We start from the raw sequence: 20,380 nt of genomic DNA on the forward strand, positions 1-20,380 counted from the left end.
GTCGAGGAGGCGCGCCATCGTCACACCGTGTCGTAGATGATTTCGAGGGAGGGCTGCTGCGCCAGCACGCCGCCGCGCAGATCCACCTGGCTCGCCGGCTGCAGCACCACGCCGCGGCCGACCGCATCGCCCTTGAACAGGCCAAGGAGGGCGTCCTGGTTCAGCGGTTTCGGCCGCACCGGCGGCGCACCCGCGACGTTCTGCGCGAGCTCGGCGAAGAGCGCGGCCCACTGGCTATCGGGATGGCCGACGATCTCGTAATTGGCGCTCTTGCGCCTCAGGTCGTCGTCCTGCGGGATGGCCGCGAGGATGGGGATGCCGGCTTCCGCCGCGAAGGCCGAGGCCTCGCCGGTGCCGTCATCCTTGTTGATGACCATGCCGGCGACGCCGACATTGCCGCCGAGCTTGCGGAAATATTCGACCGCCGAGCAGACATTGTTGGCGACATAGAGCGACTGGAGGTCGTTCGAGCCGACGACGATGACCTTCTGGCACATGTCGCGGGCGATCGGCAGGCCGAAGCCGCCGCACACCACGTCGCCGAGGAAGTCGAGCAGGACATAGTCGAAGTCCCACTCGTGGAAGCCGAGCTTCTCGAGAAGCTCGAAGCCGTGGATGATGCCGCGTCCGCCGCAGCCGCGGCCGACCTCGGGCCCGCCGAGCTCCATGGCGAAGACGCCATCGCGCTTGAAGCAGACATCCTCGATGCGCACCTCCTCGCCGGCGAGCTTCTTCTTCGACGAGGTCTCGATGATGGTGGGGCAGGCCCGGCCGCCGAAGAGCAGCGAGGTCGTGTCGCTCTTGGGATCGCAGCCGATGAGCAGGACGCGCTGGCCCTGCTGCGCCATCATGTAGGAGAGGTTGGCGAGCGTGAAGCTCTTGCCGATGCCGCCCTTGCCGTAGATGGCGATGACCTGGGTCTGGCGGGTGCCGGGAGCGGCGGCCGTGTCCTCGGCCTCGCGGATCATGGCATCCAGCGCGGGGCCGGTCGTGGCAGCGTTCGGCTCGAGAGCCGTGAGCGGCGCGTTCATGCGGAAGCCCTCCAGGTGATCAATGCCTTGACGCAGTCGGGGTCTTCGAAGGCCGTGCGATAGGCCTCCGCTGCGGCAGGCGGGGGAAAACGGTGAGTGACGAGGCCGTCGAGGCTGAGCCGCCCGGAGCGCACCAGGGTGAGGGCGCGATCCACGTCCTCGGGCCGGAACTCCGCGGCGATGCGGATCATCGCCTCGCGCATGAAGGCGGGCGGGAAGGTGAAGGCCAGCGGCTGCTCGTAGAAGCCGGCAAGGACGATGGCGCCGCCCCGCCTCAGCCGGGCGATCAGCGTATCGAGGAGCCCCGCATCGCCGCTGGCATCCATGATGATGCCGCGGTCGCCCGAGGCGTCCTCGGACGGATCGACGACGGCATAGCCGGTGGCGCCGGTGCGGCGCTCGGCACGCGTTTCCCAGACGGTCGGCGCAGGCGCGCCCTCGGCCAGGGTGACGCGGGCGATGAGCCGGCCAAGCACGCCGTGTCCGACAATGAGCTCGGGCAGGCCGCCGATGCGGATGGCATGGCAGGCGGTGGCTGCGAGCGCGAGCAGGATGGCCTGCTCGCCCAATTCCGGATCGACGGGTGTGACGCGGTCAGCCGCCGCGACGAGCCGTTGGGCTGCGCCGCCGAACAGGCCGCGCACGCTCTTGAAGCCGCGCGAGCCCGGAACGAAGACGCGCTCGCCGATGCGATGGCGGGCGCTGGCGCCGGCATCGACGATCTCGCCGACGGTCTCGTAGCCGGGCACGAGGGGATAGCCGAGGCCGGGGAACGGCGGCATGCGGCCGGACCACAGGAGCCGCTCGGTGCCGCTGCTGATGCCAGACCAGAGCACATCGACGACAACGTCGTTGTCCGAAAGGCCCAAGAGTTCGACGCGGTCGAGATCCAGGCGGTGCGGTTCACGCAGGATGACTGCCAGCGTCTTCACGTTCGACCTCCAGGGCCGTGCCCGCCTAAAGACTGGGCATAAGTCATCTTAGGGTGACAACGAAGAGTGTCAATTATTTTTTACACTGCCGTGCGTCGCGTCGCCGTGACGATGCCGGCGAAGAGTGGCCGGCGGGTTGCAATCCGGCGCGGCGCCTCGAAACCGGCTGCAGTCAGCATGGCCATGAGCGTGTCGGGGCTGCGGGCGCGGCCCTGACCCATGGCAAGCAGGTAGAAGCCGAAATAGGCGTCAGCCATCGGTGCAACCGCGGCTGATTCCGCCATGGGCTCGGCGATGACGACGCTGCCCCCGGGTGCGAGGGCCTCATGGACGCGGGCGAGGAGCCCGCGCACCACCGCATCGTCATGGTCGTGGACGACGCGCACCAGCGTGACGAGATCCATGCCGGTGGGCAGCGGATCGTCGGGGAATCGCCCGCCATGGATCACCGTCGATTCGGGCAGGGCCGGGTTCCGCGCCGCATGGGCGGTGACCGCCGGCAGGTCGAAAAGGTGGAGCTCGGCGGAAGGCGCGCGCCGATGCAGGGCGGCGAGGAAGGTGCCGTTGCCGCCACCAACATCGAGCACCACGCGGTGGCGGCTGACGGGATAGGCGTCGAGAATGTCGTCGGCCACCAGCGCCTGCGAGCGCGCCATGAGGGCGGTGTAATCGGCTGCGGCGCCCGACGCCTCGGCCGAACCGCCTTCGCCATAGGCCCAGAAACGCCGGAGATGCGATGGCGGCGCCTCGCCGCGCAGCAGCGCGATCGGGTCGGCGAGGTCGGCGTAGAGCATGGCATGGTGCTCGACCATGGCCAGCGCCCCGGGATTGCCGGTGAGAGCTGCGCCCTTGAGGCCGAGGCCGACCTCGTCGCCGCGCCATTCCAATAGGCCGAGCGCGATGGCGGCGCGCACCAGCCGGTCCGCCGCATCGATGCTCAGGCGGGTGCGCGCGGCAATGTCGGAGAGCGGCATCGGCCCGCGCGCCAGCATCGCGAAGAGATCGAGCCTGACGCAGGCGAAGAGCACCTGCGAATAGACGAAGCCGGCGCAGAGATCGAAGAGGTCGCTGGCATGGCGATGCGCCGTGCCGCGGGTCAGCGGGAACGAGGCCGAGAAGCGCTGGAACGCCGGATCGGCGACGAGCCGGTCACGGCGCAGCTTCAGCCAGGCGGCGAGCCGCTCGAAAGGGCCCGCGCGCCGGTCCGGCATGGTGGCGGTCATGCCGCGGTGCGGACGAGCCCCGCCGGCAGGAAGCGCTTGGTCTCAAGCAGGATGGCGGCGCGCAACTGCGCCTGGCCGGGGCAGACCGGCACGGCGGCGATCGCCTCGACCACGGTACGGTCGAGCAAAGCCAGCGCCTCGTCGAGCCCCATCTGGTGCGCGACGTTCGGCCGGCCGAGCAAGCTGTCGCGATTGCTGGTCTTGCCGGTCTGGTCGGAGGTCGCGGCGATATCGCTGATGTCGTCGGCAACCTGATAGGCCTCGCCGAGACGCTCGCCGAGATCACGCCAGGCGAGCGGATCGGCGCCCGCGGCCAGCGCACCGGCAGCGGTGGCCCCGGCGAAGAGCGAGGCGGTCTTGGCGCGGTGATAGGCGGACACCGACACGGTCGGCTCGCTCTCCCAGGCCTGGCCGGCACAGATGCCGGCGGGCGCGCCGACGGCCTGGCCGACGAGGCGGACGAGGCCGCCGAGCTTGCGCGCGTCACCGGGGACGCCGCGGGCGATGGTCTCGAAAGCGAGGACGATCAGCGCGTCGCCGGCCAGGACGGCGACCGGCTGGCCGAAGGCACGATGCACCGAGGGCTTGCCGCGCCGCTCGTCGGCATCGTCGAAGCATGGCAGGTCGTCATGGACCAGCGAGGCGCAGTGCAGGAACTCGATGGCCGCCGCCGCGGCATCTGCCGCTTCCGGGTCGGACCCGCCGCAGGCCTCCGACACGGCCATCACCAGCCGTGGCCTGATCCTGTGGCCCGCGGGAAATACCGCGTAGCGCAGCGCCGCCGCCAGCCCGGGGGGACAATCAGCGCCCTCCGCTTTCGTAAGAGCGACGTCCAGGGCCTTTTCGATCCGGATGCCGAGATCCATGGCCTTCCCCCCTTAATGTCAATTTCATTTGACACTTGGAACCGTCATGTAAACTGTATCTGACACTTTCCACTGTCAATGGGAAAATGGTGAGCTCGTGCAGGACCGCGTGGTCATCGTTGGAGCAGGCATTGCGGGGCTCACCGCGGCGATGCTGCTGGCCCATCAGGGCTACGCGGTCACGCTGGTCGAGGCCGCGGACCATGCCGGCGGCAAGATCCGCGGCGTCGAGACCGCTGCGGGCACGCTCGATTCCGGCCCCACCGTCTTCACCATGCGTCCCGTCTTCGAGGCGCTCTTCGCCAGCGTCGGCGAACGCCTCGCCGATCACCTCGCCCTCACCCCCCTCGACATACTCGCCCGCCACCACTGGCTGGACGGCTCGACGCTCGACCTCTTCGCCGATCCCGCGCGCTCGGCCGAGGCCATCGCCGCCTTCGCCGGGCCCGCCGAGGCCGAGGGCTTCCGCCGCTTCTGCACCGACGCGGCGCGCGTCTACCATTTGCTCGACGCGCCCTTCATGCAGGCCGAGCGCCCCTCCATGCTCGGGCTCACCGCCTCTCTCGGCCTTGGCGGCCTCGCCATCCGCCCCTTCGAGACGCTGTGGAGCGTGCTCGGCGGCTATTTCCGCGACGAGCGCCTGCGCCAGCTCTTCGGCCGCTACGCCACCTATTGCGGCTCGTCGCCGTTCGCCGCGCCGGCGACACTCATGCTCATCGCCCATGCCGAGCAGGAGGGTGTCTGGAGCCTTCCCGGCGGGATGCAGGACCTTGCCGGCGCGGTCACGGCGCTGGCGCTTGCCCGCGGCGCGACGCTGCGCCTCGGCTGCGCCGTCGCCGAGGTGCTGGTCGGCAACGGCCGCGCAGCGGGCGTACGCCTCGCCAGCGGCGAGGAGATCGCGGCGGAGGCGGTGATCCATGCCGGCGACGCATCGGCGCTTGCGAAAGGCCTCCTCGGCGGCGATACGCGCCGCGCCGTTCCCCCGCCTGATCCGGCGCTGCGCTCGCTCTCTGCCGTCACCTGGTGCCTCGCCGCCAGGGCCGAGGGGTTTCCCCTCGCCCATCACAGCGTCTTCTTCTCGGCCGACTATGCCGCCGAATTCGCCGCGCTCGGCGCCGGCCGCCTGCCGGACGATCCGACCATTTACGTCTGCGCGCCAGACCGCACCGGCGGCTCCGCCCGCGCCGATGGCGACGAACGCCTTTTCTGCCTCGTCAACGCCCCGGCCCGCGGTGACGACGGCCGGCCTGATCCCGGGGAGATCGCCCGATGCGAGACACGTCTCATGCAGCGGCTGGCGGCAGCCGGCCTCAGCCTCACGATCAGCGACAGGACGGTGACCACGCCGGGGGATTTCGCCCGGCGTTTCCCCGGAACCTCGGGAGCGCTTTATGGCTCGGCGACACACGGGGCCATGGCCTCGTTCCGCCGCCCGGGCTCGCGGTCGGCGATCCCGGGGCTCTATCTGGCGGGGGGCAGCGTCCATCCGGGAGCGGGCGTGCCGATGGCGGCGACCTCGGGCCGGCTCGCGGCATCGGCCGTGATGGCGGACCTGACTTCGCGCTCGACGTCCCGCCGGACGGCTATGCCTGGTGGTATGTCGACGCGCTGAGCGACGATGGCCGCCATGGCCTGGTGGTCATCGTGTTCATCGGCTCCGTCTTCTCGCCCTATTATGCCTGGCGTCGCCGGAGCGGCCCGGCCGACCCCACCGCCTTCTGCGCCGTCAACGTCGCGCTCTACGGGACCGGCGGGCGATGGGCCATGACCGAACGCGGGGCGGGCCCGCGCGCCCGCGCGAGCGACCATCTCGCCATCGGCCCGAGCCAGGTCTCCTGGGACCGGGGGCGGCTCACCATCGCCATAGACGAGATCACCGTGCCGATCCCCCGGCGGCTGCGCGGCACCGTCACGGTGACGCCGACTTCGGCGCCGAGCCGGCCCTTCCACCTCGATGCCGACGGCCATCATCGCTGGCGGCCCATCGCGCCGGCAGCACGGGTGGAGGCGCGGTTCTCGGCGCCTGACCTCTCCTGGTCCGGCCACGGCTATTGCGACACCAATGACGGCGACCGGCCGCTGGAGCGCGACTTCCTCACCTGGAACTGGTCGCGCGAGGTGCGGGCCGCGGGCGGCCGCATCCACTACGATGCGCGCCGCACCGATGGCGGCCGCACCACCCTCGCCCTCGGCCTCCAGCCGGACGGCAGGCTGGCGCCCGTCGAGGCGCCGGCGCCCGCGCGCCTGCCGCATACCGGCTGGCGGGTCGCCCGCGAGACACCGGCGGCGGAGGGGGTGAGACCCAGGGTCATCATGGGGATGGAGGACGCGCCCTTCTATGCGCGCGCCGTCGTCGGGACCGACTGGGGCGACGGCCCTGCCGTCTTCGTCCACGAGGCCCTGTCGCTGCCACGCTTCGCCAATCCCGTGGTCCAGGCCATGCTGCCCTTTCGCATGCCGCGGCGGGCGGGGACCTAAGGCTTGGGCGCATCGCCGCGCGCGGCAGCCTCGCGCGCCTTGCGCTCGCGCTCCTCCTTCAGCTTCTTCAGCGACCGGAGCTGATGCGCCGCGAAGCCGAGCACGAGGACAGCGGTCAGCACGAACTCCGCGGCAAAGAGCCAGTCGCTGCTCATGGCGCGCCCCTCAGGCGGTGGCGGTCAGACGCGAGGCGCGCGTCCGCCCACGCCGGGGCCGCACGACACGGCCGGTGCGCGACGAGCCGGGTTCGCGCGCGAGGCGCTCGAAGATGCCGACGAGCCGGTCGAGCCCCTGGTCGGCCATCACCGCGTCGCCGCCCTCCGGCCGCACCGCGTCGATGAGAAACTGAACCTCGGCCAGCGCCCGCTGACGGGTTGGCCCGCTGGCGAAACCGGCATCGAGCAGCGCCCGTCCGACCAGCGCCAGCTTGCGCCGCTGCGGCACGACGGTGCGGCGGGTGATGCTGTCCTGGCCGCGCGCGGCGAGCAGCACACCGATTTCCTGATAGATGAGCCGCGCCGCATGGATGGCCGGGCGGCAACCCGCCGGCAGCGCGCCGATGCCGCTCTGCGAGCGGCCATAAAGCCGGTCCGCCTCGGCGATGAGCCGCCTGATGACGCTGGCGAGGCGGGAGTCGAAGACGGGCGCGGCGAGGAAGGATTGCGGCGAGAGGCCTGCCTCTTCCATCCATTCGAGCGGCAGGTACAGCCGCCCGGCACGGGCGTCCTCGCCGACGTCGCGGGCGATGTTGGTGAGCTGCATGGCGACGCCGAGATCACAGGCGCGCGCCAGGACACGGGGATCACGGCGCCCCATCAGCAGCGTCATCAGCGTGCCGACCGTTCCGGCGACACGGGCGCAATAGGAGATGAGGTCGGAGAGGGTCTCGTAGGTGCGACCGCCCACGTCCCAGGCGAGGCCTTCGATGAGCGCGTCGAAGACGCTGCGCGGCAAGTCGTGCGCGCGCACCACGACGGCGAGGGCCCGGTCCACCGGATCATCCGCCGGCACGCCGGCGAAGATCCCGTCCAGCCGGGCGTGAAGGCGGGTGATGGCGGTGGCGGCATCGGGCGACAGGTCGACCGCATCATCGGCCACCCGGCAGAAGGCATAGAGGACGGTGGCAGGCTCCCGCACCGAGGAGGGGAGCAGCAGCGAGGCCGCGAAGAACGAGCGCGAACCGGCCTGCAGCAGGCTGCGGCAGGCCGCGACATCGGCGGGATCAGGTCGTGACGGTGCTGCCATGGGGAACCACCTGATCGAGGATACGCGCCGAGGAGAGCACGCCAGGCAGGCCGGCGCCCGGATGGGTGCCCGCCCCCACGAGATAGAGGTTGGCAATATCCTCGGAGCGGTTGTGCGGCCGGAACCAGGCGCTCTGCAGCAGCACAGGCTCGAGGCTGAAGGCGGCACCGAAGGGGGCGAGGAGCTCGTCGCGGAAATGGCCGGGATGCATGACGCGCGAGGTGACGATCTGGTCGCGGAAGCCGGGCATGACCGTGCGGTCGAGTTCGGCGGCGATCCGCTCGCGATAGGTCTCGGCAAGACGATCCCAATCCTGCCCGCCGGCAAGGTTCGGCACCGGCGACAGCACGTAGAAGGCGTCATGGCCCGGCGGCGCGAGGCTCGGATCCGTCGCGGTCGGACGGTGCAGGTACAGGCTGAAATCCGCGGCGAGCGTCTTGCGGCGGAAGATGTCGTCGAGCAGGCCCTGGTAGCGGGGGCCGAGCAGGATCGTGTGATGCGGCACGTCGGCCCGCCGGCCCTTGGTGCCGAAATACCAGACGAAGAGGCTCATCGATTGCGAGGCGCGCTTGAGCTTCGCCGGACGCCAGCGCTTCGTCGCCCCCTCCGGCACGAGCTTGCCATAGGTGTGGGTCACGTCGGCATTGGAGACGACGAGCTCGGCGCGGATGGTCTCGCCGTCCGCGAGCACGACGCCCCGCGCCGCGCCCTCCTCGACGATGATGCGGGCGACATCGGCCCCGAGCCGCACCGTGCCCGCCTGGCCGCGAATGAGATCGACCATGCCGGAGACCAGAGCGCCCGTGCCGCCGCGGGCGAAATGCACGCCCCAGCGCCGCTCCAGCGCGGCGATGAGCCCGTAGATGGCGCTGGCCGAGAAGGGATTGCCACCGACGAAGAGCGGATGGAACGACAGGGCGATGCGCAGCCGCTCGTCCTTCACATATTTGCTGACGAGGTGGTGCACCGAGCGATGGCCGGACAGCCTCAGGAGATCGGGCGCGACGCGCACCATGTCCATGAAGGAGCCGAAGGGGACGTGCCCCAGCTCCTCGAAGCCGATGCGGCAGATCTCCTCGCTCTGCGCCATGAAGCGGTCGTAGCCCGCGACATCGGAGGGCGAGAGCCGGCCGACCGCGGCGCGCATCCGCTCCGGATCGCCGGTGCAGTCGAGCGTCGAGCCGTCATGGAAGCGCAGGCGGTAGAAGGGATCGAGGGCAACGAGGTCGATATGGTCGGCGAGGCGTTTGCCGCAGAGCGTCCAGAGGTCCTCGAAGAGAAAGGGGGCCGTGACGATGGTCGGACCGGCATCGAAGGTGAAGCCATCCTGGCGGAAGACCCGCGCGCGACCGCCGGGCTGGTCATGCCGCTCCAGCACGGTGACGCGGTAGCCGCGTGCGCCGAGACGGATGGCGGCGGCGAGCCCACCGAAGCCCGAGCCGATGACCACGGCATGGGGGCGCCGGTCATCGACGGGCACGGGATGGCGCAGCGGCGCAGTCATGGGCCCCTCCCCCTCATGGTGCACCGGCTGCCAGCGGCACGGTCGCCTGCGGGCCGACCTCGGTGATGCGGTCGAACCAGTCGAGAATCGCGGCAACGACGCGCTCGGGGGCCTCCTCATGGGCGAGGTGGCCAAGGCTGCGCAGCCGCGCCACCTCCGCATGGGGCAGCCGATGCGCGACGACATCGGCCTGCCGGGCGGGCACCATGCCGTCCTGCGTGCCGGCGACCAGCAGGACCGGTGTCGTCACCTTCGGAAAGCTCCGCTCCAGGGCCGACAGGTCCCAGTTCGCCATCATGCCGAGCGCCGCGCCGACATGGGGCGGCGAGGCGGCAAGGCGGGCATAGATCGCCCGGTCCTCCGGCGGAATGCGCGATCCCGTCTGCTTCAGGAGGTCGTCGAGGACGGCCGGGTCGCGGGCGCGCCAGGCGAAGACCTGCGGCACGATCGGCAGCAGTGCCAGCATCCGCGCGATCGGCGGGAAGAAGCGGCTGGCAAAGCCCTCCAGCGGCCGTAGCGCGCCGTTGAGGCTGACGATGCCCCGCGGGGCGGCGAGGCCCTTCAGCGCCATCTGCAGGGCGATGGCGGCCCCCGCGGAATGGCCGATGATGAGGTCGGGCATGCGCCCGAGCTTGGCCATGAGCGCCGCGATGCTCTCTGCCATCGCGTCGAGCGACAGGCTGGAGGCGAAGGGGGCGCGGGTGAAGCCATGGCCCGGCAGGTCCGGCGCGACCACGGTGAAGCGGCCGGCGAGCAGCGGCGCAAACCGCCGCCATGAATGGGTGGAGGCGCCGGTGCCGTGCAGCAGCAGGGCGACGGGGCCCTCGCCGGAAACCTGGACGTGGAAGGTGTGGCCGGCCGCCTCGACGAAGCGGCTGTGCTCGTGGCCCGGCCAGGTCGGTCCCTCGCGCTTCCAGTCGAGCCGCTGGGTCATGGCTTCGCCCCCGCGGCGAGCGCCGCAGACCCCGCCTGCACCGCGCGGTGAAGCGAGGCGGAATCGGCATGGGGCAGCGCGAGATAGAGCGCGCCCATCGTATCCGCCAGAGCGCGCGCCCGCGGCTCCGGCCGGGTCGAGCTGTCGATCACCAGCGCCCGCAGATGATGGGCGGCGACCTCGCGGGCCGCGGCCGTGGCGTCCTCCGCCGCGCGCTCCCGGCCGGCAATGCCGCCGAAGCCGATATTCGGCCGCCCGTCGGTGATGAGGACGAGGGTCGGCGTGCGGCCGCGACGGGCCGTATCGACGCCGAGCCGGCAGGCCGCGGCGATGCCCTCGGCGAGCGGCGTGCCGCCGCCGCCCGGCAGCGCCGAGAGGCAGGCGCGCGCCCGCTGCAGCGAGCGCGTCGGTGGCACGACGAGCGTCGCCTCCTGCCCCCGGAAGGCGACAAGCGCCACCTCGTCGCGACGCACATAGCAATCGGCGAGGATCTGCTCGACCGCGCCCTTGGCTTCGGCGAGGCGTTCGAGGGCGGTCGAGCCGGAGGCATCGACGCAGAAAATGGTGGTGGCGCCCTTGCGGTTCTTCAGCCGCTTCAGCCGCAGATCGGCCGGGCGCAGGCTGAGGCGCGCCCCCGACGGCGGCGCGCCGCGCAGCCGCTGCCACGGCACCGCCGATCGGACCGATGCCAGGAGGTCGAGATGGCCGCGCCGCGGGTCGCCGGCGCGGCTGCCGATCTGGCGACCGCGGGCCGAGGCGGCGCCGGTATCGCGCGAGCGGCCGGCGGGCGAGCGCCCGCGCGACGGCGGCTTACCGGCGGACAGCGCGGCGAGGAGGTCGGGCGGCAAGGCCGCGACGGTCGCATCAAGCACGCGGTCCTCGGCGGCGGCGGGATCGCCGGCCGGTTGCTCGGCATCGTCCTGCGGGGTCGCTTCGGAGGGCGGGGGCGGCTGCTGCGCCTCGGCCTCGGCCGGATCGGCCGCCGCCTGCGGCAGGCGCGTGGCGCGCGGGGCGAGGACGAGGATGGCAGCGGTCTCGGCATCGGCGTCGGAGACCGTGGCGCGGTGGCCCAGGGCGGCAATGATCCGCGCCGCACGGACGGCGTGGAGCAGGGCGCGGTCGGAGCGCACGCCGAGCGCGGAGGCTGCCGCGGCAAGGTTGACGACCGCCGCATCGGCGATGGTGACGCTGGCGAAACGGTCGCGGGCGGCAGCCACAACCGCCGGATCGGTGGCGGGGACGGCGTCAGCGCCAAGGCCGGTGAGGTCGAGATGCAGGGCAAGGCGTTCGGCGAGGCAGCGCGCCGGCCCGTCCTCGTCGGAAAGGCTTTCGTCGCAGGCGATGATGCCGAAGCCCTCGCCCGGCTCGTCGAGGGCCAGGGCGACGAGCGCGGCGGCCGAGGGCTCAAGCCGCTCAGCCGAGCGCAGCACCAGGAGGCCGCGGGCGGCGCGGACGAAGAGGCCGGGATCGTGGATCAGCCGACCCGCGGCGAGGGTCGCGGTGGTGTCGATTTCGCCGATCAACCGACCCGGGCCGACATGGCAAGGCACGGGCAGGACGGGACTGCCGGCCGGCAGGGCGGCGGATAGCGCGGCGATTAAACGGTCGCGCGCAGGTCCCGCCGGGCCCTTCAGCAGCACGCCGCCAAGCGCTTTCGGATCCACGGCAAGGATCGCCGGGGCGACGGCGAGAGCCGCGGCCCGGAGGTCGTCGCCGGGATGGGCGGCGGTCATGCGGCCCAGGCCTCGGCCAGGGCCCGCTCGACGCGGATGCGCGAGCCGGCCTCGTCCATCGGATTGCGGCGCAGGCGATGGCGCAGCGCGAGCGGCGCAGCCTGGCGAAGATGGTTGGCGGCAACCGCATTGTCGCCTTCGAGGGCGGCGAGCGCCCGCGCCGCGCGGATGAGGGTCAGCTCACCGCGCAGGCCATCCGTGCCGAGCTTGATGCACAGCCCGGCAATGGCGCGCCGTATCATGTCGGTGACCTCGATGGCGTCGAGCCGCTTGCGCGCGGCGGCGATGCGGCGAGCGAGCCGCTGCTGCTCCCGCGTCCAGGCCGCATGGAAGGCGGCCGCGTCGCGGTCGAAGGCCTCGCGGCGCTTCACCGCCTCGACGCGCAGGTCGATGTCATCCGGCGAGGTGACCTCCACCGACAGGCCGAAGCGGTCGAGGAGCTGCGGGCGCAATTCGCCCTCTTCCGGATTGCCGCTGCCGATGAGCACGAAGCGGGCGGGATGGCGCACCGACAGGCCCTCGCGCTCGACGATGTTCTCGCCCGAGGCGGCGACGTCGAGCAGAAGATCGACCAGATGATCCTCAAGTAGGTTGACCTCGTCGACATAAAGGAAGCCGCGATTGGCGCGGGCGAGCAGGCCCGGTTCGAAGCGCTTGCGGCCGTGGACCAGCGCCTCCTCGATGTCGAGCGCGCCGACCACCCGGTCCTCGGTGGCGCCGAGCGGCAGGTCGACCACCGGCACCGGTGCCTGGGCAAGGGTGCGCGTCGTCGCACTGCTGCAATGGGGGCAGCACTCCGGGCTATCGCCGGGGCCACAGCGATACGGACAATCGGCGACGACGCGCAGGGACGGCAGGACGGCGGCCAGACCACGCACGGCGGTCGACTTGCCGGTGCCACGGTCGCCGGTGATCAGAACACCGCCGATGCGGGGATCGACGGCGGCGACCATCAGCGCCTGCTTCATTTCGGACTGGCCAACGATGGCCGTGAAGGGAAAGGGCTCAGCCATGTCACAGGCTCCCTGTCTGGAGGGCCGCGGCGGGGGCGGGCTCGCGCTCGCGCGCCGCCGCCGTCAGGGCCGTTGGAAGGCGGAACTCGACGGTCTCGTGGACGTCGCCGACGCTCTCCACCGTCACGGTGCGCAGCGTCGAGAGACGGTCGATGAGGCCGCGGACAAGATCCTCCGGCGCCGAGGCCCCGGCGGTGACGCCGACGCGGCGGATGCCGTCGAGCCAGCGCGGATCGACCTCGGAGGCGTCGTCGACGAGATGGGCGGGAATGCCCGCCTTGACGCCGATCTCGCGCAGGCGGTTGGAGTTGGAGCTGTTGGCCGAGCCCAGCACGATGAGCAGGTCAACATCCTCGACCATCATTGTCACCGCCGTCTGGCGGTTCTGCGTGGCGTAGCAGATGTCGTCGAGCTCCGGGCCGACGGCGGCCGGGAAGCGCGCCTTCACCGCATCGACCACCTCGCGGGTGTCGTCGACCGAAAGCGTCGTCTGGGTGACATAGGCGACGCGCGAGGGATCGGCGATGGCGAGAGAGGCGACCTCGTCGGCGCTGCCGACCACCGTCACGCCGCCCGGCACCTGGCCGCGCGTGCCCTCGACCTCGGCATGGCCCTCATGGCCGATGAGGACGACGGAAAAGCCCTTCTCGGCATAGCGCCGGCCCTGGCGATGCACCTTGGTGACGAGCGGGCAGGTCGCGTCGATGACGGAGAGGCCGCGCTCGCGCGCCTCCTCTTCCACCGCCTGCGACACGCCATGGGCGCTGAAGACGGTGACGGCGCCGGCCGGCACCTCTTCGAGGCTCTCGACGAAGATTGCGCCCTGGCGCCGCAGGCGCGCGACGACGTGGCGATTGTGGACGATCTCGTGGCGCACATAGACGGGCGCGCCGTGCAGGGCGATCGCCCGTTCGACGATCTCGATGGCCCGGACCACCCCCGCGCAGAAGCCGCGGGGATTGGCGAGGACGACGGTCAGCTCTTCTCGAAGCGGCATCGGGGCCTCCCGGCGCGCGATCAACCTGCGACCCCCGCAAAGGGGCCGTTGAGGCGGACGATCTTGAGGTTGAGGGCGGCGGCGATGCCGACCCAGACGAGATAGGGCAGGAGCATGAGGCTCGCCGCCCGGTTGACGGGATAGACGGCGATCACCAGGGCGAGGATGGACAGCCACAGGAACACCACCTCGACGAGGGCGAGGTCGGGCCGGCGGATGAAGAAGAAGAGGTAGTTCCAGAGGATGTTGAGCAGCCCGTTCAGCACGAACAGGCCGGCGATGATGGTCCGCTCCCGCGAGGATGCAGCGCCCTCCCAGGAAAGGGCGGCGGACAGCGCCACCAGCGTCAGGATGGTCGTCCAGATCGGCCCGAAGGCCCAGTCCGGCGGCTTCCAGGCCGGGAAGCGCAGCGTCCGGTACCAGCCCGTCGTATCCGTCATGACCCCGCCGGCAACCGCCACGGCCACCGTGCCAACGGCGGCGATGGCGAAGACCTGCCAGGCGGGGAAACTCAAGCCCATCATGGCCGCACCAGCCCAAGCAGGTGGCCCATATCCTTGATGAAGATGCGGAAATGCGCTCCGGGGCTCTGCCGCACAAGCTCCTTGTGCATGTAGGCCTGCCAGGTGAGGCGCTGCACGTCCTTGTCGGCGCACATGGCGACAAAGCGCTCGCGCACCCAGTCGTTGCGGTACCAGAACCACTGCATGATGCCGAGCACGAGGAAGACGCGGCCATGGCTCTTCATGAAGCGCTTGCGGGCGCCGGCGAGCGCCGTGGCGCGGCCCGTCGCCAGCATCTCCTCGGCCGCCGTGGCGACTTCGGTGGCCGAGGCCATGGCGTAGTAGATGCCCTCGCCCGAGGCGGGGGCGACGACACCTGCGGCATCACCGGCGACGATGACGTCACGACCATTGTCCCAGCGCTTCAGCGGCTTCAGCGGGATCGGCGCGCCCTCGCGGCGGATCGTCTCCCAGCCGGCGAAGCCGTGGCGCTCGCGGAAGGCGGCGATCGAGTCGCGCAGGCCGAAGCCCTTGTGATGGGTGCCCGTGCCGATGCTGGCGGTCCGCCCATGCGGGAAGACCCAGCTGTAGAAATCCGGGGAATAGCGGCCGTCATAATGGACGTCGCAGCGCCGGCCGTCGAAGCCCTGGCCGGGATCCTCCGGCACGCGGACGATCTCGTGATAGGCGAAGACATGCGGCACGCGATCGGCGCCTGCGATCTCCTGGCGCGCGAGGAGTGAATTCGCCCCGTCGGCGGCAATGACGAGGCGCGCCTGCGCCGTCTCGTTGCGCAGGTCGCCGCCGGCATCGCTGCCCGCGCGCCAATGGACCGTGGCGACACCGTCCTCGCGGGTGAGCTTGAGATAGCGCCCGGTGCGGCGCTCGGCGCCGCGGGCGACGGCCCGCTCGCGAAGGAACTCGTCGAAGACCTCGCGGTCGACCATCGCCACATAGCCGCCGTCGATATGCATGTCGACGTGGCGGGCCGAGGGAGCAACGATCCGCGCCGAGGCGATTCGGGCGCAGATGATGTCCTCGGGAATGGCGTAATCCTTCACCAGGCGCGGCGGGATGGCGCCGCCGCAGGGCTTGATGCGCCCTCCCCGGTCGAGCAGCAGGACGCTGCGGCCGCGCGCGGCGAGTTCCGCCGCCGCCGTGGCGCCGGCCGGGCCGCCGCCCACCACGATGACATCATAGATCTGGGTCTCGTCCATGGGTCAGCCTCCACCGGCACCGAGGGCGAATGATTCCGGCCGCGTCGGCGCCGGCAGCGGATCCTCGCCGGAGAGCCGCGCAATCCTCAGCGCCAGCACTGCGGCGACACCGAACAGCAGGGCCTCCACGACGAAGACGCTGCCATAGGCGATAAGGCTCGAGCCCGTGGCCCAGCGCAGCACGTCCACGGCAACCGTGCCGAGGAAACCGCCAATGCCGAAGGCGATGGCCTGCGAGGCGCCCCAGACGCCCATGCGCGTGCCCTCACGCCGTTCGGCGCCCGTACCGGCGAGGGCCATCATCGAACCGATGGCCGCGCCGGCATAGGCACCGTTGGCATAGCCGAGCAGGAAGATGTTGAGGCGGATGGGCCAGGCCGGCGCCAGCACGCCCGATACGGCGATGCCGGCCAGCGCGAAGGCCGAGGCGATGCAGCCGAGAATGGTCCAGAGCTTCGGCGAGCCGGCCCCGTCCTCGCGCAGCAGCGTGCCGAGCACAGCGACCGTCACCATCCCGGCGAGGACGCCGCCGTTCTGGATGCCGGAGAGCCGCGTCGTCTCGCCCGGCGAGAGGTCGTACATCAGTCCCGCGAAGGGCTCGAGGATCAGGTCCTGGCCGGAGAAGGCCAGCATCGACACGAAGATGAAGATGGTGAAGAGCCGCGCCTTGGGCTCCGCCCAGACCTCGGCCAGCGCGGCGAGGAAGGACCCACGGCCATCGGCCGGCGCCGCCTGCGCAGCGGGAACCGCCTCCCGCGCCGCGGCTGGCCCCTCGATCCCGATCACCGCGACGACGGCGACCACAAGGGCGACGAGGCTGATGCCGGTGGCGACCAGCACCAGCCGCTCCAGCGAGAAGGGGTCGAGAAGGGCACCGGCGGTGATTCCCGTCACGGCGAAACCCGCGATCATCATGATCCAGACGATGGTGGCCGCCGCCGGCCGCCGCTGCGGCGCGACGCGCTTCGCCAGCAGCGCGAGAAGCGAGGTGCCGGCCGCGCCCACCCCCGCGCCGATCAGCGTGAAGGCGGCGATGGCGACGGCGATGCCGAGGGGCAGCGAGGCGGCCATCAACGCCGTGGACAGCGCCGCAAGACTGCCGCCGATGGCGAGCACCGCCATGCCGCCGATGATCCACGGCGTGATCCGCCAGCCCTGGTCGGCGCCGAAGCCCCAGCGCGGACGCAGCATCTGCAGCGCATAGTGCCAGCCGACGAGGGCCCCGGGCAGCATGGCCGGCAGGGCGAGCTCGATCACCATGATGCGGTTCACCGTCGAGGTGGTGAGCACGACGATGGCGCCGAGGGCCGTCTGCACAAGCCCGAGGCGGACGATCTGCGACCAGGTGAGCGGCGCTTGGGCCAGAGGTGCTTGGGCCAGAGCTGCTTGGACCATGGGAGCCTCAACTCGACCGGAGGGCGAAGGCGGCGACGAGCATGCCCAGCACGTAGAGCGTCGTGCCGGTGGCGTTGTAGCGGGCGGCCTGACCGCGCGGATCGGCGACGAGCTTGCCCATCAGGACCACCTGGACGGCGAGCAGCGCGGTGACCGCAAGGGCGTGCCAGGGCTGGCCGAACAGGGTCAGGAGCGCGATGACCGCGACCTGCGGCAGCGCCATCATCACGCAGGCGAGCCGGGCGGCAGCATCGGCGCCCAGCTGCACCGGCAGCGAGCGGATGCCCATGCGGGTATCGCCCTCGATGGCCTTGAAATCATTGAGGGTCATGATCCCGTGCGCGCCGATGGAATAGAGCGCCGCGACGAGGAGGATGCGCCAGTCCGGCAGGACGGTGGCCATGATGGCGGCGCCGGTGAACCAGGGCAGTCCCTCGTAGCAGAAGGCGACGGCGGCATTGCCGAACCAGCCGTTCTGCTTCAGCCGCAGCGGCGGCGCGCTATAGGCCCAGGCGAGAATCAGGCCGACCATGGTGGCGGCCAGCACCCAGGAGCCGAGCGTCCAGGCGACGGCGAGCGACACGCCCGACCAGATCACCGCGATATAGAAGCCCCAGCGTCCGGGAATGCGGCCGGAGGGGATTGGACGGTGCGGCTCATTGATTCCGTCGACATGGCGGTCGAACCAGTCGTTCACCGCCTGGCTTGTGGCACAGACGAGAGGCCCGGCGAGCAGGACGCCGGCCGCCACCACCGTCCATGAGGCGCCGGAGTCGCCCCCCACGGAGACCACGCCGCAGAGGAAGGCCCACATCGGCGCGAACCAGGTGATGGGCTTGAACAGTTCGAGGACGGCGGGCGCACTCGGGTAGGTCATGGGGCCATGCTAGGTGCCCCGAACCGGAGTGTCAATTTTTGTTTACATGCAAAAGCGTCAATCTGCTTCCGGCATCTCGTCCATGAAGCCGAAGCGCCGCATCTTCAGATAGAGGCTCTGGCGGCTGAGGCCGAGCAGCTCCGCGGCGGTGGCGCGATTGTCCTTCGTCATCTCCAGCGCAGCCTCGATGCAGAGGCGCTCGATGATGTCGGTGGTCTCGCGGACGAGCTCTTTCAGCGACACGCGGCCCACCAGTTCGATGAACTGGTCGACCGAGCGCGGGATGGCCGCGGCGGCATGGCCGTTCGGAGCGGCGGCACGGGGGCCGGCCCGCAGCACGAAACCGTAGCAGGGCAACTCGCCGTCCTCGACGAGCACCGCGGAGACTTCCACCGTCTCGGTGATGCCGAAGGCACCCCGCAGGATCGTCGGGAAGTTCCGGACGGAGCCGTATTCCCGCAACGAGGCGGTGAGGCTCGGGAAGTCGATGCCCATACGCCCCAGCCAGTCACCGAGGGGTTTTCCGCGAACCTGCTCGGCCGAGGCGGCCTGGGCGAGGTCGAGAAAGGCGGCATTGGCTTCGAGGATGAGGCCGGAGAGATCGGTGACGACGAAGCCGTCGGGGAGCTTCTCGATCAGCCCCATGACACGCGAGGTGTCATCGGCATCCACCGTCCGACCCTCGGTCGGGGCAAGGCGGACGAGGACCAATGTGCTGCCACCGCTACGGATGAGCGAGGCGGTGGCGTCGAAGGACTGGCCGGACGTGACGGCGACGACGCGCGCTTCAACGGCGCCATTGCCGACGGCGGCCCGCGACATCAGTCCGTCGAGATCGGCGGCGCCCGCCGGCTCGAAGAGCGAGGCGAGCAAACGGCCGGCGAGGCGCCCGGAGCTGGTGGCGAGGGCGCGCACGGCGGCGGGATTGGCCTCAGTCACCTTCCGCGAGGCGAGTTCGGCGATGAGGATCGGTTCACCGGTCAGCTGGAACAGGGCCCGGTAGCGCGTCTCGGACGCGCGCTGGCGGGCATAGTCGCGCTCCATGGCCTGGTGGGCCTGGACAAGTTGCTGCTGGACCTCGGCGAGGGCGCTGAGGTCGCGGCCGGCGATGACGATGTCGCCCTCCTTGGCCCCGCGCACGGCACAATAGCGGATCGGAATCGTTGCCAGCGGGTCGCCGGAGGAATGGTTGATCTCGCGCGGCGCTGCGGTGCGGCCGTTGCCGGCATCGCTGAGCAGCGATGCCGCCTTGTTGCGGCTGTCGGGTGCTACCGTCTCGATCCAGCGCTTGCCGCGCCAGGCTTCGGCGTCGCGGGCGATCGCGACGCCGGGGCTTGCCTTCAGATCACGGACAATGCCCTGACCGTCGACCACCACGACGATGTCGGCGATGGCGGCGGCGATCTCGACGGCAGCCGAGCCGTCCGTTTTGGCGGAAGATGTGGGACCAGGCGTCGGCATCAGGATCTTCGCTTTGGAGGCCGCCGGAGGAACGGCGAACCTCGGCCATGGTTCAATTGCCTCTGGGCGACCTCATCCCTACCCCGACCAGATGCTCGGCAATTTTGACGGCTTCCCTGGCGTTCGGCGCGGAGGCGTCGGCCCCGACCTCGCCGGATCGCTCCGGGTTATCGAGAAAGGCCGGCCCCCCGACCAGAACGGCAAGTGCCTGATTCCGTGACCAGCGGCGCCAAGTGCTTATCGCCGAAGTCAAATCGTTGAGCAAGTCGTCGTTCCCCAGCGACACGCCGAGCACGTCGAACCAGGAGTCGCGGATCACTTCCGTCGCCTCCTCGACCGATGTCGGTGCGACCAGCGTCACCTGCCAGCCGGAGGACAGGAACATCTCCTGGACCAGCGTCAGGCCGAAGCGATGCTGTTCGCGCGGGAAGTGGAACAGCAGCGCCTGGCGAGCCCGCCCGTCACCCGGTTCCACCCGCCGGCCGGGGCCGGTGATGTCCCGCATGATGTGCTGCAGGCGCACCAGGCCGAGCGAGACATCGGCGAAGCTGCAGCGGTCGCGCAGCCAGAGATCGCCGAGCAGGCGCGCCGCCGGCGCGAGCAAGTCGAGGAGCACATCCGAGACCGGCAGGCCGCGGTCGCGCAAAACCTCGACGAAGGCGCCGGCCGCGCGGCGGTCATGCGCCATGACCAGTTGCGTGAACTCCTCGATGTCGGCTGCCGTCACCGTGACGGCGACGACCCCACCGCCGCGCTCCTCGGCACGGCCGCGGGTCGCCACGAGCAGGCGGGGCACAACCTCGCGCTCGATGGCGCGGGCGACCGTTGCGAGCACGTCCTTCGGCTCCGCCTTGCGTTCTGCGACACATGGTTCGGTGTCGGACCGGGAGCCGGGCCGTTGGCCGGCTCCAGACGATCGGCCTGAGGACCGATCGTCAAACCTGATATCCGTCATGGGCCTCTCCCCCATT

At 71.0% G+C, this 20,380-nt stretch carries 19 protein-coding genes; 2 read left to right on the top strand and 17 right to left on the bottom strand.

Going from position 1 to position 20,380, the window contains the following annotated elements; translation table 11 throughout:
- Nucleotides 1-20 precede the first annotated feature (20 nt).
- The 4 genes from O9344_RS11245 to O9344_RS11260 form a co-directional block, all read right to left on the bottom strand.
- Nucleotides 21-968, bottom strand: coding sequence for a chlorophyllide a reductase iron protein subunit X (locus O9344_RS11245; protein ID WP_298477048.1), 948 nt, complete (start codon nucleotides 966-968; stop codon nucleotides 21-23).
- Nucleotides 969-1,027: 59 nt separating this feature from the next.
- Complete coding sequence (gene bchC / locus O9344_RS11250; protein ID WP_298476731.1) at nucleotides 1,028-1,963, bottom strand: chlorophyll synthesis pathway protein BchC; 936 nt, start codon at nucleotides 1,961-1,963, stop codon at nucleotides 1,028-1,030.
- A gap of 80 nt (nucleotides 1,964-2,043) precedes the next feature.
- Nucleotides 2,044-3,186: a methyltransferase gene (locus O9344_RS11255; protein ID WP_298476734.1), complete on the bottom strand. Its 1,143-nt coding sequence runs from the start codon at nucleotides 3,184-3,186 to the stop codon at nucleotides 2,044-2,046.
- Nucleotides 3,183-4,052: a polyprenyl synthetase family protein gene (locus O9344_RS11260; RefSeq protein ID WP_298476737.1), complete on the bottom strand. Its 870-nt coding sequence runs from the start codon at nucleotides 4,050-4,052 to the stop codon at nucleotides 3,183-3,185. Before O9344_RS11260 ends, O9344_RS11255 begins: the two co-directional genes overlap by 4 nt.
- 97 nt (nucleotides 4,053-4,149) lie before the next feature.
- On the opposite strand from O9344_RS11260, the gene crtD reads away from it, so the two are divergent.
- Together crtD and O9344_RS11270 are read left to right on the top strand one after the other, a co-directional pair.
- Nucleotides 4,150-5,664, top strand: coding sequence for a 1-hydroxycarotenoid 3,4-desaturase CrtD (crtD, locus tag O9344_RS11265; protein WP_298476740.1), 1,515 nt, complete (start codon nucleotides 4,150-4,152; stop codon nucleotides 5,662-5,664).
- Nucleotides 5,665-5,696: 32 nt separating this feature from the next.
- Entirely contained in the window at nucleotides 5,697-6,530 is an 834-nt protein-coding gene (locus O9344_RS11270; RefSeq protein ID WP_363321934.1) for a hypothetical protein, read from the top strand.
- On the opposite strand, the gene O9344_RS11275 is transcribed toward O9344_RS11270, so the two are convergent.
- The 13 genes from O9344_RS11275 to O9344_RS11335 are packed head-to-tail and all read right to left on the bottom strand — an operon-like array spanning nucleotide 6,527 to nucleotide 20,364.
- Nucleotides 6,527-6,685: a hypothetical protein gene (locus O9344_RS11275; RefSeq protein ID WP_298476742.1), complete on the bottom strand. Its 159-nt coding sequence runs from the start codon at nucleotides 6,683-6,685 to the stop codon at nucleotides 6,527-6,529. The two genes, O9344_RS11270 and O9344_RS11275, sit on opposite strands and share 4 nt — an antisense overlap.
- Before the next feature lie 10 nt (nucleotides 6,686-6,695).
- On the bottom strand, nucleotides 6,696-7,775 hold the full coding sequence (locus tag O9344_RS11280; protein WP_298476745.1) for a phytoene/squalene synthase family protein: 1,080 nt from the start codon (nucleotides 7,773-7,775) through the stop codon (nucleotides 6,696-6,698).
- Nucleotides 7,753-9,279 carry a phytoene desaturase gene (locus tag O9344_RS11285; protein WP_298476748.1) on the bottom strand — a complete coding sequence of 509 codons (1,527 nt, stop codon included), beginning with the start codon at nucleotides 9,277-9,279 and terminating at the stop codon, nucleotides 7,753-7,755. Before O9344_RS11285 ends, O9344_RS11280 begins: the two co-directional genes overlap by 23 nt.
- Nucleotides 9,280-9,292: 13 nt before the next feature.
- A complete protein-coding gene (bchO, locus tag O9344_RS11290) occupies nucleotides 9,293-10,213 on the bottom strand; it encodes an alpha/beta fold hydrolase BchO (protein ID WP_298476751.1) in 921 nt (306 codons plus the stop codon).
- A complete protein-coding gene (locus O9344_RS11295; RefSeq protein WP_298476754.1) occupies nucleotides 10,210-11,946 on the bottom strand; it encodes a VWA domain-containing protein in 1,737 nt (578 codons plus the stop codon). The genes bchO and O9344_RS11295 overlap by 4 nt, the downstream gene beginning before the upstream one ends.
- Complete coding sequence (bchI, locus tag O9344_RS11300; RefSeq protein ID WP_298476757.1) at nucleotides 11,943-12,959, bottom strand: magnesium chelatase ATPase subunit I; 1,017 nt, start codon at nucleotides 12,957-12,959, stop codon at nucleotides 11,943-11,945. Before bchI ends, O9344_RS11295 begins: the two co-directional genes overlap by 4 nt.
- A gap of 1 nt (nucleotide 12,960) precedes the next feature.
- Nucleotides 12,961-13,956 carry a 4-hydroxy-3-methylbut-2-enyl diphosphate reductase gene (gene ispH / locus O9344_RS11305; RefSeq protein ID WP_298476760.1) on the bottom strand — a complete coding sequence of 332 codons (996 nt, stop codon included), beginning with the start codon at nucleotides 13,954-13,956 and terminating at the stop codon, nucleotides 12,961-12,963.
- A 20-nt stretch (nucleotides 13,957-13,976) separates the two neighbouring features.
- Entirely contained in the window at nucleotides 13,977-14,480 is a 504-nt protein-coding gene (locus O9344_RS11310) for a TspO/MBR family protein (protein WP_298476763.1), read from the bottom strand.
- On the bottom strand, nucleotides 14,477-15,676 hold the full coding sequence (locus O9344_RS11315; protein WP_298476765.1) for a geranylgeranyl diphosphate reductase: 1,200 nt from the start codon (nucleotides 15,674-15,676) through the stop codon (nucleotides 14,477-14,479). Before O9344_RS11315 ends, O9344_RS11310 begins: the two co-directional genes overlap by 4 nt.
- Before the next feature lie 3 nt (nucleotides 15,677-15,679).
- Nucleotides 15,680-17,071: a BCD family MFS transporter gene (locus O9344_RS11320; protein WP_298476768.1), complete on the bottom strand. Its 1,392-nt coding sequence runs from the start codon at nucleotides 17,069-17,071 to the stop codon at nucleotides 15,680-15,682.
- Between the two features lie 7 nt (nucleotides 17,072-17,078).
- A complete protein-coding gene (chlG, locus tag O9344_RS11325; protein ID WP_298476771.1) occupies nucleotides 17,079-17,948 on the bottom strand; it encodes a chlorophyll synthase ChlG in 870 nt (289 codons plus the stop codon).
- A 57-nt stretch (nucleotides 17,949-18,005) separates the two neighbouring features.
- Nucleotides 18,006-19,409 carry a transcriptional regulator PpsR gene (gene ppsR / locus O9344_RS11330; protein WP_298476774.1) on the bottom strand — a complete coding sequence of 468 codons (1,404 nt, stop codon included), beginning with the start codon at nucleotides 19,407-19,409 and terminating at the stop codon, nucleotides 18,006-18,008.
- A gap of 52 nt (nucleotides 19,410-19,461) precedes the next feature.
- Entirely contained in the window at nucleotides 19,462-20,364 is a 903-nt protein-coding gene (locus O9344_RS11335) for a B12-binding domain-containing protein (RefSeq protein ID WP_298476777.1), read from the bottom strand.
- Nucleotides 20,365-20,380 lie beyond the last annotated feature (16 nt).

Origin of the sequence: Phreatobacter sp., from assembly GCF_027532945.1 — a bacterium.
In the GTDB taxonomy this organism is placed as follows: domain Bacteria; phylum Pseudomonadota; class Alphaproteobacteria; order Rhizobiales; family Phreatobacteraceae; genus Phreatobacter.

What these genes read in the sequence shown, in the direction of transcription:
- O9344_RS11315 (WP_298476765.1), bottom strand. Translation starts at nt 15,676, where the DNA reads ATGGACGAGACCCAGATCTATGATGTCATCGTGGTGGGCGGCGGCCCG.
- O9344_RS11335 (WP_298476777.1), bottom strand. Translation starts at nt 20,364, where the DNA reads ATGACGGATATCAGGTTTGACGATCGGTCCTCAGGCCGATCGTCTGGA.
- O9344_RS11280 (WP_298476745.1), bottom strand. Translation starts at nt 7,775, where the DNA reads ATGGCAGCACCGTCACGACCTGATCCCGCCGATGTCGCGGCCTGCCGC.
- O9344_RS11260 (WP_298476737.1), bottom strand. Translation starts at nt 4,052, where the DNA reads ATGGATCTCGGCATCCGGATCGAAAAGGCCCTGGACGTCGCTCTTACG.
- ppsR (WP_298476774.1), bottom strand. Translation starts at nt 19,409, where the DNA reads ATGCCGACGCCTGGTCCCACATCTTCCGCCAAAACGGACGGCTCGGCT.
- bchO (WP_298476751.1), bottom strand. Translation starts at nt 10,213, where the DNA reads ATGACCCAGCGGCTCGACTGGAAGCGCGAGGGACCGACCTGGCCGGGC.
- chlG (WP_298476771.1), bottom strand. Translation starts at nt 17,948, where the DNA reads ATGACCTACCCGAGTGCGCCCGCCGTCCTCGAACTGTTCAAGCCCATC.
- bchI (WP_298476757.1), bottom strand. Translation starts at nt 12,959, where the DNA reads ATGGCTGAGCCCTTTCCCTTCACGGCCATCGTTGGCCAGTCCGAAATG.
- O9344_RS11245 (WP_298477048.1), bottom strand. Translation starts at nt 968, where the DNA reads ATGATCCGCGAGGCCGAGGACACGGCCGCCGCTCCCGGCACCCGCCAG.
- O9344_RS11295 (WP_298476754.1), bottom strand. Translation starts at nt 11,946, where the DNA reads ATGACCGCCGCCCATCCCGGCGACGACCTCCGGGCCGCGGCTCTCGCC.
- O9344_RS11320 (WP_298476768.1), bottom strand. Translation starts at nt 17,071, where the DNA reads ATGGTCCAAGCAGCTCTGGCCCAAGCACCTCTGGCCCAAGCGCCGCTC.
- O9344_RS11255 (WP_298476734.1), bottom strand. Translation starts at nt 3,186, where the DNA reads ATGACCGCCACCATGCCGGACCGGCGCGCGGGCCCTTTCGAGCGGCTC.
- O9344_RS11310 (WP_298476763.1), bottom strand. Translation starts at nt 14,480, where the DNA reads ATGATGGGCTTGAGTTTCCCCGCCTGGCAGGTCTTCGCCATCGCCGCC.
- O9344_RS11275 (WP_298476742.1), bottom strand. Translation starts at nt 6,685, where the DNA reads ATGAGCAGCGACTGGCTCTTTGCCGCGGAGTTCGTGCTGACCGCTGTC.
- O9344_RS11285 (WP_298476748.1), bottom strand. Translation starts at nt 9,279, where the DNA reads ATGACTGCGCCGCTGCGCCATCCCGTGCCCGTCGATGACCGGCGCCCC.
- ispH (WP_298476760.1), bottom strand. Translation starts at nt 13,956, where the DNA reads ATGCCGCTTCGAGAAGAGCTGACCGTCGTCCTCGCCAATCCCCGCGGC.